The 14,194-nt window shown below is 34.9% G+C and carries 16 protein-coding genes and 3 pseudogenes; 9 read left to right on the top strand and 10 right to left on the bottom strand.

What is annotated here, in order from left to right:
• Positions 1-51 precede the first annotated feature (51 nt).
• The 9 genes and pseudogenes from tnpB (E5Z56_RS05305) to E5Z56_RS05260 all read left to right on the top strand — a co-directional run bounded on the left by tnpB (E5Z56_RS05305) (position 52) and on the right by E5Z56_RS05260 (position 6,105).
• Complete coding sequence (tnpB, locus tag E5Z56_RS05305) at positions 52-408, top strand: IS66 family insertion sequence element accessory protein TnpB (RefSeq protein WP_138156313.1); 357 nt, start codon at positions 52-54, stop codon at positions 406-408.
• Positions 409-457: 49 nt separating this feature from the next.
• Positions 458-784, top strand: coding sequence for an IS66 family transposase (locus E5Z56_RS05300; protein ID WP_138156896.1), 327 nt, complete (start codon positions 458-460; stop codon positions 782-784).
• Entirely contained in the window at positions 766-990 is a 225-nt protein-coding gene (locus tag E5Z56_RS12170) for an IS66 family transposase zinc-finger binding domain-containing protein (RefSeq protein ID WP_138157946.1), read from the top strand. Before E5Z56_RS05300 ends, E5Z56_RS12170 begins: the two co-directional genes overlap by 19 nt.
• A gap of 41 nt (positions 991-1,031) precedes the next feature.
• Positions 1,032-1,801 (top strand): annotated as a pseudogene (gene tnpC, locus E5Z56_RS05290) (IS66 family transposase).
• Positions 1,801-2,016, top strand: a complete 216-nt coding sequence (locus tag E5Z56_RS05280) for a transposase domain-containing protein (RefSeq protein ID WP_138156894.1) — start codon at positions 1,801-1,803, stop codon at positions 2,014-2,016. Before tnpC (E5Z56_RS05290) ends, E5Z56_RS05280 begins: the two are co-directional and overlap by 1 nt.
• 98 nt (positions 2,017-2,114) lie before the next feature.
• Positions 2,115-2,903 (top strand): hypothetical protein, encoded by a 789-nt coding sequence (locus tag E5Z56_RS05275; RefSeq protein ID WP_138156893.1) that lies wholly within the window; start codon positions 2,115-2,117, stop codon positions 2,901-2,903.
• The gene (locus E5Z56_RS05270; RefSeq protein WP_138156892.1) at positions 2,884-3,822 is read left to right on the top strand and encodes a hypothetical protein; all 939 of its coding nucleotides are present in this window, start codon (positions 2,884-2,886) and stop codon (positions 3,820-3,822) included. Before E5Z56_RS05275 ends, E5Z56_RS05270 begins: the two co-directional genes overlap by 20 nt.
• Positions 3,819-4,565 carry a DUF6339 family protein gene (locus E5Z56_RS05265; RefSeq protein WP_138156891.1) on the top strand — a complete coding sequence of 249 codons (747 nt, stop codon included), beginning with the start codon at positions 3,819-3,821 and terminating at the stop codon, positions 4,563-4,565. Before E5Z56_RS05270 ends, E5Z56_RS05265 begins: the two co-directional genes overlap by 4 nt.
• Before the next feature lie 166 nt (positions 4,566-4,731).
• Complete coding sequence (locus E5Z56_RS05260; RefSeq protein WP_232842484.1) at positions 4,732-6,105, top strand: hypothetical protein; 1,374 nt, start codon at positions 4,732-4,734, stop codon at positions 6,103-6,105.
• A gap of 119 nt (positions 6,106-6,224) precedes the next feature.
• Here the strand turns inward: E5Z56_RS05260 and E5Z56_RS05255 are convergent, their stop codons facing one another.
• The 10 genes and pseudogenes from E5Z56_RS05255 to E5Z56_RS05215 form a co-directional block, all read right to left on the bottom strand.
• Complete coding sequence (locus tag E5Z56_RS05255) at positions 6,225-6,575, bottom strand: TnpV protein (RefSeq protein WP_138156890.1); 351 nt, start codon at positions 6,573-6,575, stop codon at positions 6,225-6,227.
• A gap of 2 nt (positions 6,576-6,577) precedes the next feature.
• On the bottom strand, positions 6,578-6,754 hold the full coding sequence (locus E5Z56_RS11670; protein WP_175405384.1) for a hypothetical protein: 177 nt from the start codon (positions 6,752-6,754) through the stop codon (positions 6,578-6,580).
• Between the two features lie 656 nt (positions 6,755-7,410).
• Positions 7,411-7,809: pseudogene (locus E5Z56_RS12305) on the bottom strand (IS66 family transposase); the annotation flags it as partial.
• 43 nt (positions 7,810-7,852) lie between these two features.
• Positions 7,853-8,446 (bottom strand): annotated as a pseudogene (tnpC, locus tag E5Z56_RS05245) (IS66 family transposase); the annotation flags it as partial.
• 19 nt (positions 8,447-8,465) lie between these two features.
• Positions 8,466-8,858, bottom strand: a complete 393-nt coding sequence (locus E5Z56_RS05240; RefSeq protein WP_138156887.1) for an IS66 family transposase zinc-finger binding domain-containing protein — start codon at positions 8,856-8,858, stop codon at positions 8,466-8,468.
• A gap of 162 nt (positions 8,859-9,020) precedes the next feature.
• Positions 9,021-9,377, bottom strand: coding sequence for an IS66 family insertion sequence element accessory protein TnpB (gene tnpB / locus E5Z56_RS05235; RefSeq protein WP_138156313.1), 357 nt, complete (start codon positions 9,375-9,377; stop codon positions 9,021-9,023).
• The gene (gene tnpA, locus E5Z56_RS05230; protein ID WP_138156885.1) at positions 9,370-9,702 is read right to left on the bottom strand and encodes an IS66 family insertion sequence element accessory protein TnpA; all 333 of its coding nucleotides are present in this window, start codon (positions 9,700-9,702) and stop codon (positions 9,370-9,372) included. Before tnpA ends, tnpB (E5Z56_RS05235) begins: the two co-directional genes overlap by 8 nt.
• A gap of 432 nt (positions 9,703-10,134) precedes the next feature.
• On the bottom strand, positions 10,135-10,575 hold the full coding sequence (locus E5Z56_RS05225) for a hypothetical protein (RefSeq protein WP_138156883.1): 441 nt from the start codon (positions 10,573-10,575) through the stop codon (positions 10,135-10,137).
• A 30-nt stretch (positions 10,576-10,605) separates the two neighbouring features.
• A complete protein-coding gene (locus E5Z56_RS05220; RefSeq protein WP_332870335.1) occupies positions 10,606-10,995 on the bottom strand; it encodes a (deoxy)nucleoside triphosphate pyrophosphohydrolase in 390 nt (129 codons plus the stop codon).
• 5 nt (positions 10,996-11,000) lie between these two features.
• Positions 11,001-14,144 carry a DUF3427 domain-containing protein gene (locus E5Z56_RS05215; RefSeq protein ID WP_138156881.1) on the bottom strand — a complete coding sequence of 1,048 codons (3,144 nt, stop codon included), beginning with the start codon at positions 14,142-14,144 and terminating at the stop codon, positions 11,001-11,003.
• Between the last annotated feature and the right edge of the window lie 50 nt (positions 14,145-14,194).

Raw genomic sequence — 14,194 nt, 5'->3', positions numbered from 1 at the left:
ATAATGGTGCTGACGAAGCTACAATAACAGCTGTGTTGAGGGCAATGAAAAATGCTTAATGATTTTAATTGTAATTGCCCGATATACCTTGCAAGTGGATATACTGATCTACGCAGAGGAATAGACGGACTTGCAACAATAATAGAAAAGCAGTTTAAGCTTGAGTCTTGTACAAATGCTTTGTTTCTCTTCTGTGGACGAAGAACGGATAGAATTAAAGGTTTGTATTGGGAAGGTGACGGATTTCTGCTTCTGTATAAAAGGCTTGAAAAAGGTAAGTTTCAATGGCCTCGAAAATCTGAAGAATGTGTCACAATAACACCTCAGCAATATCGTTGGTTAATGGAGGGACTTAATATAATCCAGCCTAAGTCAACACAAAAAATAAGTGGAATAAAGTTCTCATAAAATGGCTTAAATACTGTACTTTTGCCTTGTTTTGTGGTATAATATAGGTATGATAATCAAGGATAAAAACAGTGAAACAATTACTATTTCACTGGATGAATATAATGAACTAAAATCATTAAAAGAGCACTGTTCAGAACTTGAAACACAGGTGAAGTGGCTGATGGAGCAGCTTAAGATAAATAATAAAAAGACCTATGGCTCAAAAAGTGAACAATCGGAATATATTTACGAACAGCTTAGTCTTCTTCATAACGAAGCAGAGCTCTACTCAGATGTAGAAGCAAAGGAAGAGGTTAAGGTGGCTTCTCATACCCGAAAAAGAAAGAAGCTACTCTTGACAAATTACCAGAAAACATCAAGACAGTTGTTGTAGAGCATACTCTTCCCGAAGAAGAAAAGGTATGTCCTAACTGTAATGAACAGCTTGAGGTTATTGGTAAGGAAGTAAAGAAAACATTAAAAATCAAACCTGCTGAGGTGATTATTCAGGAGGATGTATATTACACCTACGCCTGCAAGAATTGTGAGAAAAACGGTATTGAGACCCCAATAGTAAAACACCACAGGAAAAGCCAGTAATCAAAGGCAGCTTTGCTTCACCAGAAGCAGTGGCTCACATTATGACACAGAAGTTTGTGATATACTCACCACTCTATAGACAAGAACAAGACCTGAAAAGGCAAGGTGTTGAATTAACAAGACAGACAATGTCTAACTGGATACTTAAAGCGAGTCAGCTGTGGTTAGAACCAATATATGAGAAGTTAAGAGAGCTTCTCATAAAAGAGGAAGTAATCCATGCAGATGAAACAACACTGCAGGTACTGAAAACCAAAGAGAAGCCTACTCCAAAGAAAGCATATATGTGGCTGTACAGAACGAGTGGATGCTCTGAAAAGAATATCGTACTGTATGATTACAAACCAAACAGAAAGATTGAAAATGCGGAGAACTTTCTTGAAGGTTTTAATGGCTACATACACGCAGATGGTTATCAGGGATATCACAAACTTGGAGATAACTTCACAGTTGTTGGTTGCTGGGCGCATTGCAGAAGAAAATTTGCTGAAGCATTAGAAATGATAAGCAAGGACGAACGAGCAAACTCAACAGCTGGAATTGCTTTAGATTACTGCAATCAGCTATATGCAATAGAAAAGAAATAGCTGATAAAAGCTATGAAGAAATACTAAAGGTGCGACAAGAAAATCAAAGCCAATTCTTGACGCTTTTGTGCTGGGCTGAAAAGCAAAGCATAGCATTTAAAAGCAAACTTGGTGGTGCGTTTACCTATCTTAAGAATAACGAGAAATATCTCAGAAGATATTTAGAGGACGGCAGATTAGAAATTGACAATAACCGAGCCGAAAGAAGCATTAAGCCTTTGTGATGGGCAGAAAGAATTTCCTGTTTGCCAATACTGAGTCAGGAGCTACTGGCAGTGCTGTTATGTACAGCATAATCGAAACAGCCAAAGAGAACAATCTGAATCCGTTTAGATATCTGACCTATATCTTCAAAAAGTTCCCTAATATTAAGGAAAATGAAACGGCTGATATTCTACTGCCTTGGAATGCACCAGAGGAGTGCAAAGTTAAAATTTGATACATATGTGGAAATCCCTGCGAGAACAAACTCGCAGGGATTTTTTAGGATGATTTGACGGTTACGTTATTATTGTTAATGATGTAGGTGAAATGAGATTGAGCAAAACATTGCGTAGTGCCGAACCACCTCAGCACACTGAATGGAGAGCCAAAAACATTACCGATAACATCACCTTAAAAAACCGTGCAGGCAGATATATACGAAAAATCGGGAAAGAAATACAATCGGTATTAGATGATTATGATCGTGCAGACATTACCGATAAAATGGATGCAGGCATAGGAAACTATTTGCCTGACGCTACCGATTCAAGCGGCGCAACAGAAGGATCTGATGGATTAAAGACAGACGTAAAGATAAAAGAAATCAAGTCATACGACGGGCGAGTATTCTACAATAGTCAGTATGAATCTGCCGAAAGTGCATCGGGTTCCGAAACACAAAAATCAGGCGTAAAAACAGGAAAGAAAAAGCGCAAAAAGAGATCAAAAAACAGAATCCCAGTAGTTAATCCTGATGGACAATCACCGGGTGTTTCAACGGGTAAAGGTAAAGTAAAAATTGTTTCTCCAAAGATAGTAGAACATCGAACTTTTTATCTTGCAGGAAACAAATATCGATGCTTTATTAATTCACCCAATGATTATGAAAAAGTATTCATTCAGTATTTTGCAGGACGTGATGATGATAAACAGGATTCACTTGTTGTGAGAAATCTAAAACTCGAAGGATCCCCTCGTATTGAAGTTAACAGCGAAAAGATCGGTCCGATTTCTCTGAAAAAAGGTATCAATACTTTGTATGTAGAATTCAGCAACAACGAAATAATGGCAGTTGTTCCTGTTTTCTCAATGGAGGTTTCAGATGAAAAACAGAGCAATTGAATATCCTCATCCAGTTCTTAATGAATATACAAACGATTTTGATAATTGCGCGTTCAATCTTTCTGTTGGTTCACACAGTGACACGGGAAATTCAATAGACATTGAACTTTCATATTCATTAACTGGATCGGGAATACAATCTTTAATTTCACAAGGTCTGGCAAAAGTATTTATCAGAGTAGTTTGTTTCAGAACATCATTCAGAAAAGTTTTTGAGATGAGCAACGAAGATATTACTGTTATTTCATTACCAAAAAAGAATGTTACCGACTCAATTGATATAAGCGCTGCAATAGTAGCTGCACAGAATATAAATAATTACTGCTTGCCGGAATTTAATCAGGATTACTTTGGCGGATATCCGGGCTTTAAACTGAGAAAAGGTGATATCATTGCAAACGAGCCGGGCTTAACAATAAAGCTGAATACAATACTCGAAAAGAATATGGCGGGAGTAGTTTTTATCAATTCCAATTCAGCTATTACTGAACCGAAAGTTTATTTTGCATCAGTTGAAGAAACCGATCCTTCGCTTACTGACTACATTACAATTTCACTACCTGATTCTGAATATAAAAACTACGCAAAACTAAGCACTAAAAAACACTTAAAGAATGTTTTGGCTCGTTTCCTGCAAGGAGCACTTGTTTTTCCCGCAATCACCGAAGCTATCGCAAGGTTACGTCGTGAAGAGGAACTTGAGGAGGATCCTGATTGCCATTATCGTGGGACCATTTGGGCTGAATCTATATACAACGCCTTAAACAAAATGGGTATAGATGAGTTGGCTACCTGCAATCAATCGGATTTTGAAATCGCCAATAAACTATTAGGTGATGTCGTAGGAGATTCAATTAATACACTTATGCAGAAAATGATTGATTGGTCAACTATTCAGCAAGAGGATGAAGCACTATGAATCTTATATATTTTACAAAAGACGCATATAAGTATTTGAAAACAGATTTAAACAACAATAAAGACAAGTATTATTCCGATGAACCTTGGTTGACCGAATACTTTTCTTCAAAGGGATTGGATGAATTCTATAAAACCTCTTCTGTTACTGTTCCTAATATTCAACTTGTTACAGGAGGAGAAGATTCGGAAACAAAAAACAGAAATGATTTGATTAATATCAAGATTCTTTATAGTGAGTACAAAGACAAGCTCAGTCCGTTACAGGCATCCGATCCTTTGCTATGGTCTGCATTGTGCCACATTACCTTTAAGCAATACGTCCTTGATCGATGGAAAAAAGACGACGGAACAGTTCGTTTAGACAGACGATTTTTCGCAACGGAAGGAAGAGCATCTTTACTGTACTATAATGCAATATCAAGATTGTGGTGGTCCGGTTATCTGACTTATGATGAAGAAAAAGATGATACAAATCCTTGGTATCTAACCGAAACACTGTTTTCGGCTCAGCAAATCCAGAAAGATTTATTTGATCAATCATTCAGTATGAACCGAGATATTGTTAAAGGTTTGCTAATGGCACTCAAACGATTACAAGATGAACGGGGCAATTCCTGTACAACACTATTCCGAAAGTGTTGTGACTCATACTTAAATCACTATGGAGCTGTTGCTATAATTGACACCCTTGAATCGAGCGAAATTGAAGCAATCGCCTATGATTATATGAAAAGACTATAATTAAAATTTATCATTGTTGTGATTCTTTGAAAGTATTAAACTCAGGATCAAACACTTCCCCAAGAGTTAAAAATATACCCTAAACTATCCGCTGAATATAATCTTGAAACATTTCGAGACAACAAGAAAATTATTAAACAGATGTCTTTTGTTAGGAGGAAAATAAATGTTACGTGTCGATAAATCAATTCTGGATACAAACAAAGTAATCTGTGAAAATATTACTCGGTTTTCTGCTGACGACAGGGGAATACTAAGCCAAAACATTCTTAGTCAAGTCCGAAATCTTGTAGAGTACATTGCTATAAAGATATATTCAAATGGTCACGATGTAAATCCTAACGATTACGAGGTCAACGTTGAAGCTCTAAAAGATATGCAACGACACGGGAACTTAAGATTCTTATACAAATTTCACGAGTTGCTCCAGAAATCAGTGTCTCATTACACGTTAGACAAAGACGGTTCTGAACGTTTGATGTTAAAATATTATGAACATCTTCTTAAAATCAAAATATATTTAAAGAACACTTTCAATTTTGAAGTATTACAAAACATCCAGGATTTCCCGTTAAATACCGATACGGAATTATCTGACTATTATAAAAGAATAGCTGAGCGGATTGAGTTACCGAGCACTAATAGATTTCCCGTAACATATAATGACCGATACTATGTGCAGAAAATAAAACCGTTTTTTGTCAATCAAAGGATATATTATGAGGTCACTTTTACTGCAGCAACATCCAATGCCAGCAAATTTGATCGAGTAATAGCTTTTACAAAACACGAGATTTTAGAAAACTATGCCGTCAGATTTTCTATTCACAATGATCTTATTCGTATTCTTGATAAAAATATGTCAGTATTAATTATCGATAGTTATGAGGTATCTATACGACCTTGTGAATGGGATAATCTTTCTGAAATATTTGGCCCAAAGATTAAGATTAGTACAAGCTCGATTGAATACAAAGAAATGATGAGCTTCCTAACGAATGTTAGAATGTCATTAACAGAACTTGTTTGTAGCGATCAAACATATTATGATGTCATAAAAAGTAAAATTATCTCCCGAGCAAAAACGATTAAAATCTATGAACTACTTGATCAATGTCGAGAATTAATAATTGAATCCAAGCCAGGATCTAATGTATTACGCTATTTGCTTCACAAAATGAATAATCGTATTATTAAAAGGCAGATTGATTTTGAAAGATGCAGTTTACTATCAAATCTTTATCTAAGCTTTGGGTGCATTCCTTTTGACAGAATGCCTTATTGCACATCACTTCGTCAGCACAATCCGAGAATATATGATTTGTTTGAATCTATTCCTGTTTTCGGACGTCAACACGAATTGTTCGCACGAAATATAAAAAACAATACGGAAATCGAAGGATATCTTTTTACTCCTAAAAATGAAATCAATGGATTTACAGATATCGATACTTTAATTTACAAATACAATATCGACACATTAATCCGGATATTTGATGCACTTGGATTTGATATTTCGATTTCTCTGAAAGACAAATAAAGCTATTAACTTCAAACAAAACCTTCCGGAAGAGATTTTTGCAACCTTTAACACTTTTCTCTTTTAGGAACAAAGAAAAAAGCTGATGTGACCTTTTTCGAATCACATCAGCCTTCGTGTTAGTTATAGATTATTTCAGCATTCACAACTTCTCTCGCTCGCTGGACAACATTATTCATCCTGCTTACCCATAGCATTTGATCGGTAGCTTTTAGCTGCTCAGTGCAGCCTTCTTCCTTTGCAAAAGCCTTTACAAGCTCGTCGTACATCTTCTGAGCCTGTTCATCAATGTCGGCAAGGTATTCATTCAGCTTGCATTTAGTGAGCAGATTGGTGTAAAAAATCGGGCGGCTTCGTTTTATATAGCGAAGGTGTTGTTGTCCCCACAAGCCGATTGGTCGGTTGTCCTGTTCGGGTAACGATAAATTAGGCAGCAAATAATCTCCTTGACGTGTATATGTAATCTCCATTATTAGACCTCCTTAATCTTGATTTTCTTGACTTTAGCTTTAGTGAACTTGATTATCAGTTCATCTACGATGTCGGTGTATTTACCTCGTGAGATGAGATCGTTTCTCAATTCAATCAGGCTGTTGATAACGACTCTGCGTTCCTCTGCTGTGAGGTAAATATGATATTTATCTCTCATAATTCAAACTCCGGTTTCAGAATAATTCAGCGGGCAATTCTTCTACCATTTTTCTACCAAAATTATACCAAAATGATTTTTCATTATGATCTATACTATTATGCAGGGGTATCTGATTTCCAAACAGAAAACAGGATATAAAACTATATAACATCACAGGTGATTAAATAACATTTGATTATATCCCTATTCCGCTTCAAGTCCTTCTGCCCCTGCCAAAATGAAAGCACATCTTTTGATGTGCTTTTTGTTTTACGAAAAAGCAGAAGGAGTCGAAGGCGACCGTTAAGAAAACAGTCCTGTGGACTGTTTTTAGGGAGAGCGTAGATGCCTCTTTCCTTTCGTATTTGTGCGCAACAAGCGTGGTAGGTACTTTCGGTAGATTAATAGTATTCTGCCCCTGCCAAACAAAACACCTTGAAAACGGCTTAGGTATGCGGTTTTTGGGTGTTTTTTCTTTTGTCTATTTCAACCAAATTTATGCAAAAATCCTCGGGTTGCCGTCCAACACTATAAAAAATTATAATAACGCTTATAATTTACTAACGTTAGGATTTTAACTTATCTATTATATTGTTTAGCATAACAACTGTAACCGTCAAATCATCCTAAAAAATCCCTGCGAGTTTGTTCTCGCAGGGATTTCCACATATGTATCAAATTTTAACTTTGCACTCCTCTGGTGCATTCCAAGGCAGTAGAATATCAGCCGTTTCATTTTCCTTAATATTAGGGAACTTTTTGAAGATATAGGTCAGATATCTAAACGGATTCAGATTGTTCTCTTTGGCTGTTTCGATTATGCTGTACATAACAGCACTGCCAGTAGCTCCTGACTCAGTATTGGCAAACAGGAAATTCTTTCTGCCCATCACAAAAGGCTTAATGCTTCTTTCGGCTCGGTTATTGTCAATTTCTAATCTGCCGTCCTCTAAATATCTTCTGAGATATTTCTCGTTATTCTTAAGATAGGTAAACGCACCACCAAGTTTGCTTTTAAATGCTATGCTTTGCTTTTCAGCCCAGCACAAAAATGCGTCAAGAATTGGCTTTGATTTTCTTGTCGCACCTTTAGTATTTCTTCATAGCTTTTATCAGCTATTTCTTTTCTATTGCATATAGCTGATTGCAGTAATCTAAAGCAATTCCAGCTGTTGAGTTTGCTCGTTCGTCCTTGCTTATCATTTCTAATGCTTCAGCAAATTTTCTTCTGCAATGCGCCCAGCAACCAACAACTGTGAAGTTATCTCCAAGTTTGTGATATCCCTGATAACCATCTGCGTGTATGTAGCCATTAAAACCTTCAAGAAAGTTCTCCGCATTTTCAATCTTTCTGTTTGGTTTGTAATCATACAGTACGATATTCTTTTCAGAGCATCCACTCGTTCTGTACAGCCACATATATGCTTTCTTTGGAGTAGGCTTCTCTTTGGTTTTCAGTACCTGCAGTGTTGTTTCATCTGCATGGATTACTTCCTCTTTTATGAGAAGCTCTCTTAACTTCTCATATATTGGTTCTAACCACAGCTGACTCGCTTTAAGTATCCAGTTAGACATTGTCTGTCTTGTTAATTCAACACCTTGCCTTTTCAGGTCTTGTTCTTGTCTATAGAGTGGTGAGTATATCACAAACTTCTGTGTCATAATGTGAGCCACTGCTTCTGGTGAAGCAAAGCTGCCTTTGATTACTGGCTTTTCCTGTGGTGTTTTACTATTGGGGTCTCAATACCGTTTTCTCACAATTCTTGCAGGCGTAGGTGTAATATACATCCTCCTGAATAATCACCTCAGCAGGTTTGATTTTTAATGTTTTCTTTACTTCCTTACCAATAACCTCAAGCTGTTCATTACAGTTAGGACATACCTTTTCTTCTTCGGGAAGAGTATGCTCTACAACAACTGTCTTGATGTTTTCTGGTAATTTGTCAAGAGTAGCTTCTTTCTTTTTTCGGGTATGAGAAGCCACCTTAACCTCTTCCTTTGCTTCTACATCTGAGTAGAGCTCTGCTTCGTTATGAAGAAGACTAAGCTGTTCGTAAATATATTCCGATTGTTCACTTTTTGAGCCATAGGTCTTTTTATTATTTATCTTAAGCTGCTCCATCAGCCACTTCACCTGTGTTTCAAGTTCTGAACAGTGCTCTTTTAATGATTTTAGTTCATTATATTCATCCAGTGAAATAGTAATTGTTTCACTGTTTTATCCTTGATTATCATACCTATATTATACCACAAAACAAGGCAAAAGTACAGTATTTAAGCCATTTTATGAGAACTTTATTCCACTTATTTTTTGTGTTGACTTAGGCTGGATTATATTAAGTCCCTCCATTAACCAACGATATTGCTGAGGTGTTATTGTGACACATTCTTCAGATTTTCGAGGCCATTGAAACTTACCTTTTTCAAGCCTTTTATACAGAAGCAGAAATCCGTCACCTTCCCAATACAAACCTTTAATTCTATCCGTTCTTCGTCCACAGAAGAGAAACAAAGCATTTGTACAAGACTCAAGCTTAAACTGCTTTTCTATTATTGTTGCAAGTCCGTCTATTCCTCTGCGTAGATCAGTATATCCACTTGCAAGGTATATCGGGCAATTACAATTAAAATCATTAAGCATTTTTCATTGCCCTCAACACAGCTGTTATTGTAGCTTCGTCAGCACCATTATTGATTTCTACTGTGAAATCATTTCTTTTGATAGAAATCATAGGTGAGTTAGCGTTTACTTCTGGTTCTACTGACACTTCTATGAATTGAGGTCTGTTTTTTTGAGTGTAGGCTTCGTATACCTTTTTCTGTCTGCTCCAAAATGTACTTACAGGAATATTGTTATTTCTGCACCACTGCGCAACACTTAACCCACTGTTGTTGCATTTCTCTACTTGGTTTGCCCAAAGAGCCAGGTTCTGTTCTTTTCTTAATGTTCTGATACCTTTGTTCATACGAAACTCTCCAATCGTTTTTTGTTGTAGTCTATTGTAGATGTTCGTCTACAACTTATTTACTTGGATATTTTCGCATGTTTTCAAATCCGCTTCAAGACGCTGGCTTATTTGACGGTTACTAACAACTTAACATATTGACACTTATTAATTATTATAATATAATGAAAATGAAGATAGGATTGGCCTATCAAGGGGTGTATGTCCTTACCCAGCGAAGTGGGAGTGTTTAAAGATGGGATGTTTTACCATATAAAATAAATAAGCAAAATTGATGGAACTTGAACCATTTTAAAAAATCAGTGAGACGGAACCCAACCGTTGCGAATTAGGACTCTTAACGAAAAGTAAGACAGGTAACATTTAGTTATGTTACCTGTCTTTTTGTTTTTATAATATATTTTTATTTTCCAAACACTAACAGAACGCACCTTAGTCCTGAGTATAGTATGTTATAGCTTTTTCCTTTAATTGATTAAACAAGCCTATATTTTTCGGATTTATCACTAGATTATCAAAAGAATTATTATTTGAAAAATAATAGTTACTTAAGGATTCCAGAAAAGCCAATTCATCTATATTGTCATAATTTGCTAACATATCGTTTATTGTTTGATTAAGTGTAGTACACAAAACACCCTCTGAAACAAAATAATCTATCTCATCAAACGAATCAACAACATTATATTCAATATTGCTAAACTGACCTTTTTCCTTTGCATATACCTGAATTTTTGATTCATTCATATATCCGTTAAATAGTTCAAGGTATTCTAATGCAGAAACTTCACACAAAATCAACTCACAATCTTGCACTACAGTCTTCAACCACTCAACTGTAGAAATATAATCTTCGCTAGTAGTTGACTTCATAAGCACCACCATTTAACACATAAAAATTAATCAAAAGTATTCCTTTATTTTCTCCAAAATAACTTTATCTGCCGGACAGAAGTTATAATTTGGAATTTCATTTTTAGTTATCCATTTTAAGTCGTTATGTTCAAGAAGAGTAGGTTTACCACTTACTATTCTAGAGTTAAAGACAGTTAGGTTAATAGTAATATCAGGATAAGTATGTTTTACGCTGATAAATTCGCTGTCAACTTCAATCTCAATATCCAATTCTTCTTTGCACTCTCTTATTAAGGCTTGTTCCTTTGATTCACCTTTTTCAACTTTGCCACCAACAAATTCCCACAACAATCCTCTCTTTTTGTTAGCAGGTCGCTGACAAATCATAAATTTTTCACCGTTCCAAATTAGAGCTGCAACTACTTCTACTATATTCATTATATTTATACCACCAATTTATTAGTTTTCTTTAAGAACCTTGCAGGTATTGGTTTTTCTAATCTCCATGTAATATTCATCGGTTTTGAACCGGTATGGCTGACATAAGTTGCCTCACCAAGAAATGTATAAGGCGACACATTACCAAAAGAATCATTCTTAAACTCTCTCACAAATAGCAAGACCTTACTGCCTTTTTCTTTATGATGAATATACCTTTGACCTGTCTGTGATGTTTCCGAAGTTGTACTTTGGCTTTGCCAATGGAACAATTCCTCATTTATGGAATAATCGTTATACATTGTTGTAGGAGAATAGTCCTTATCTGACTTATTTAATGTTACTAAAAATACATCTATACCTTTATCTTTTAGCCAAATAACACCTTGTCTCATTGCACTAAAGTTTAGATAATCAAGACCTGCTAATAACTGTCTTTGAGAATATGTACAGTACACATCCAAAGGACTGTCAAAACCCAAATCAATAGTTTCATCCACAAAATCAATACTGTTGAATTTGTATTCTAATAACTCAATAAGTTCCTGTTTCATTATAGGGCTATCAGATAATGAATACAAATTACGTAATACTTCTTCATCACTAAAATCTTCAATTGCCTTACTCCAAACTGTAATATAAAACATTTGTAACATTCGTTTATCAACTGAAGATAATTTTTCAAAATCTATATTATCTATATTGTTTAGAAAATCAATTAAGAATTTTATCCATCTTCTAGAGTCAATAGAAGTAAACCTTACAAATGCTTTTGACATTACTTCTTCTATCGGTTCAGAAAAATTATCTAGTTTTCCGGCTTTAACACACAATCCGGAAAATGTGGAATATTTATAAACTGCTCTAGGGTCTAATCTGTAGTGTTGTAGGAAATTTGACAAAGTTAGTGTCTTGCCTGTATCTTCTTCAAAACTTGCAATTCTTGCAACAAGACCTGCAGTATTTCCATATGAACTGCGTATATTGTCTAGAATATACTTTTCTGCTTTTCTCTCAAGTTGAATATAGCAACCCTTAGGAACTGAAACAAAGCCATCCTTAATTTCTCTGGTTATTCCTCTTGTTGTGTTTGATAATAAAGCAGAAAATTTATCTTCAAAATTATACTTTTTATTGGCCTGACCGATAAAATCAAGAACAGTGAGACATTCCTTATCTTCTGATAAACGAAGTCCTCTACCTAACTGTTGCAAGAAAACTGTAAGGGACTCTGTAGGTCGTAAAAACAAAACTGTATTTACTTCAGTAATATCCACACCTTCATTGTAAATATCAACTACAAAAATAAATTTAACATCACCATTTACAAGTTTATCTTTTGCTGAGTTTCTCTCTTCATCTGATGATTTACCGGTTAAGAAAATTGCCGGAATACCACATTTATTGAAGTAGTCACTCATAAATTCTGCATGTTCAATAGAAACACAGAACCCAAGACCTTTTACATCATTAATATCAGTTACATATTTAATAAGAGAATTTACAACTAAATCAGCTCTACGGTTAGCAACCATACCACTAAATGTATAAATTTTTGAAAGTTCTTTCTTGTCATATCCACCTACTGACCATTTTAGACTATCCAAATCAACATTATCTGTTACACCAAAATATTGGAATGGACAAAGTAATTTCCTGTCAATAGCCTCCGGCAATCTAATTTCTGCTGCAATTCTGTTGTCAAAGTAGGATAAAATACTTTTACCGTCCATTCGTTCAGGTGTAGCAGTTAATCCCAACAGTACAGTCGGTTTATAATAGTCAAGTAACTTCTGATATGTTTTAGCAGCTGCATGATGGAATTCATCCACAATTATATAATCATAAAAGTCATTTGTTGTAACTTCATTGAATTTTTGTGAATTAAAGGTTTGTATCGAAACAAATAAATTATCAATACTATCCGGTTTATTTTTGCCAACAAATAATTCACCAAAATTTGCATCTTTAAGCACTGCCCTAAAAGTATAAAGGCTTTGCTTTAAAATTTCTTCTCTATGTGCAACAAATAACAATCTACAAGGTTTTCCCTTATTATTTCTTCTAAAATTTCTATAATCAAAGGCAGAAATAACTGTCTTACCTGTACCTGTTGCAGCAACAACAAGGTTACGATAATAGCCTTTAACTTCTCTTTCGGCTTGAAGTTTATCCAGAATTTCTTGCTGATATGAATATGGCAAAATATCAAGGGTATAACTCTGAGACTCTATATTATTATCAAAGTGTTTTTCTGCCTTTAATGCTCTTGATAATCGTTCCTTTTGGCTTTCTACATAATATTCAAATTCTTTAGAATTCCAATAACTTTCAAAGGTAGCTTCAATTTTTAATATAGTCTCAGGCAAGTCCTTCTTAGTAACCTTAACATTCCATTCAAGGCCACTTGAAATTGCTGCATTTGAAAGGTTTGATGAACCAACATAGGCAGTAGTAAAGCCTGTATCACGATAAAAAACATATGCCTTAGCATGAAGTCTTGTTACCTTAGTATCGTAACTAACCTTGATTTTTGTATTAGGAAGTTTCCTAAGTTCTTCAATAGCCTTAACATCAGTTGCACCCATATATGAAGTTGTTATTATGCGTAATTCCCCACCATTTTGGGTAAATTCCTTTAGTTCGTTAATAATTAATCTTAGACCACTCCACTTAACAAATGACACCAACATATCAATTCTATCAGAAGAAACAATTTCTTTTTTTAGTTCTGTGTACATTTGTGGTTCATGAACTGCACCGGTAAAAAGTGAACTTTGTGCAATAGAAGTTTCCGGTCTTATTGTCTTAACTTTATTATTAACTGATTTTACACTATTCTTTTTATCAAAAACCGATAGAAGTTGTTCTGCCTTACTATTAACTGAAAAACTATCAAAATCTTCATCTTCTGTTTCTTCCTTTATAACAGAAACTATCTTGTTAATTAAAGAAACTCTATCAGATAAATTATCATCACTAATATAGTTAAGTCCTTTTTCAATAATTTCAGTAATATATTGTGACAAAATCTTTGAAGATTCAGCCTTGTCAATTTCTTTAATTTCAGAAAATTTATCAACTGACTCATCAATATCCTTTTGTAAAGACTCATTTATAACCTGTTCATATAAACCATCTTTTAACATTTTGTCACCTACTTATTAGTTAATGATTTTAGTGTATCACTTATTATAAA

It is taken from the genome of Ruminococcus bovis (assembly GCF_005601135.1).
In the GTDB taxonomy this organism is placed as follows: domain Bacteria; phylum Bacillota; class Clostridia; order Oscillospirales; family Acutalibacteraceae; genus Ruminococcoides; species Ruminococcoides bovis.
This window is presented reverse-complemented; position numbering and strand designations above follow the sequence as displayed.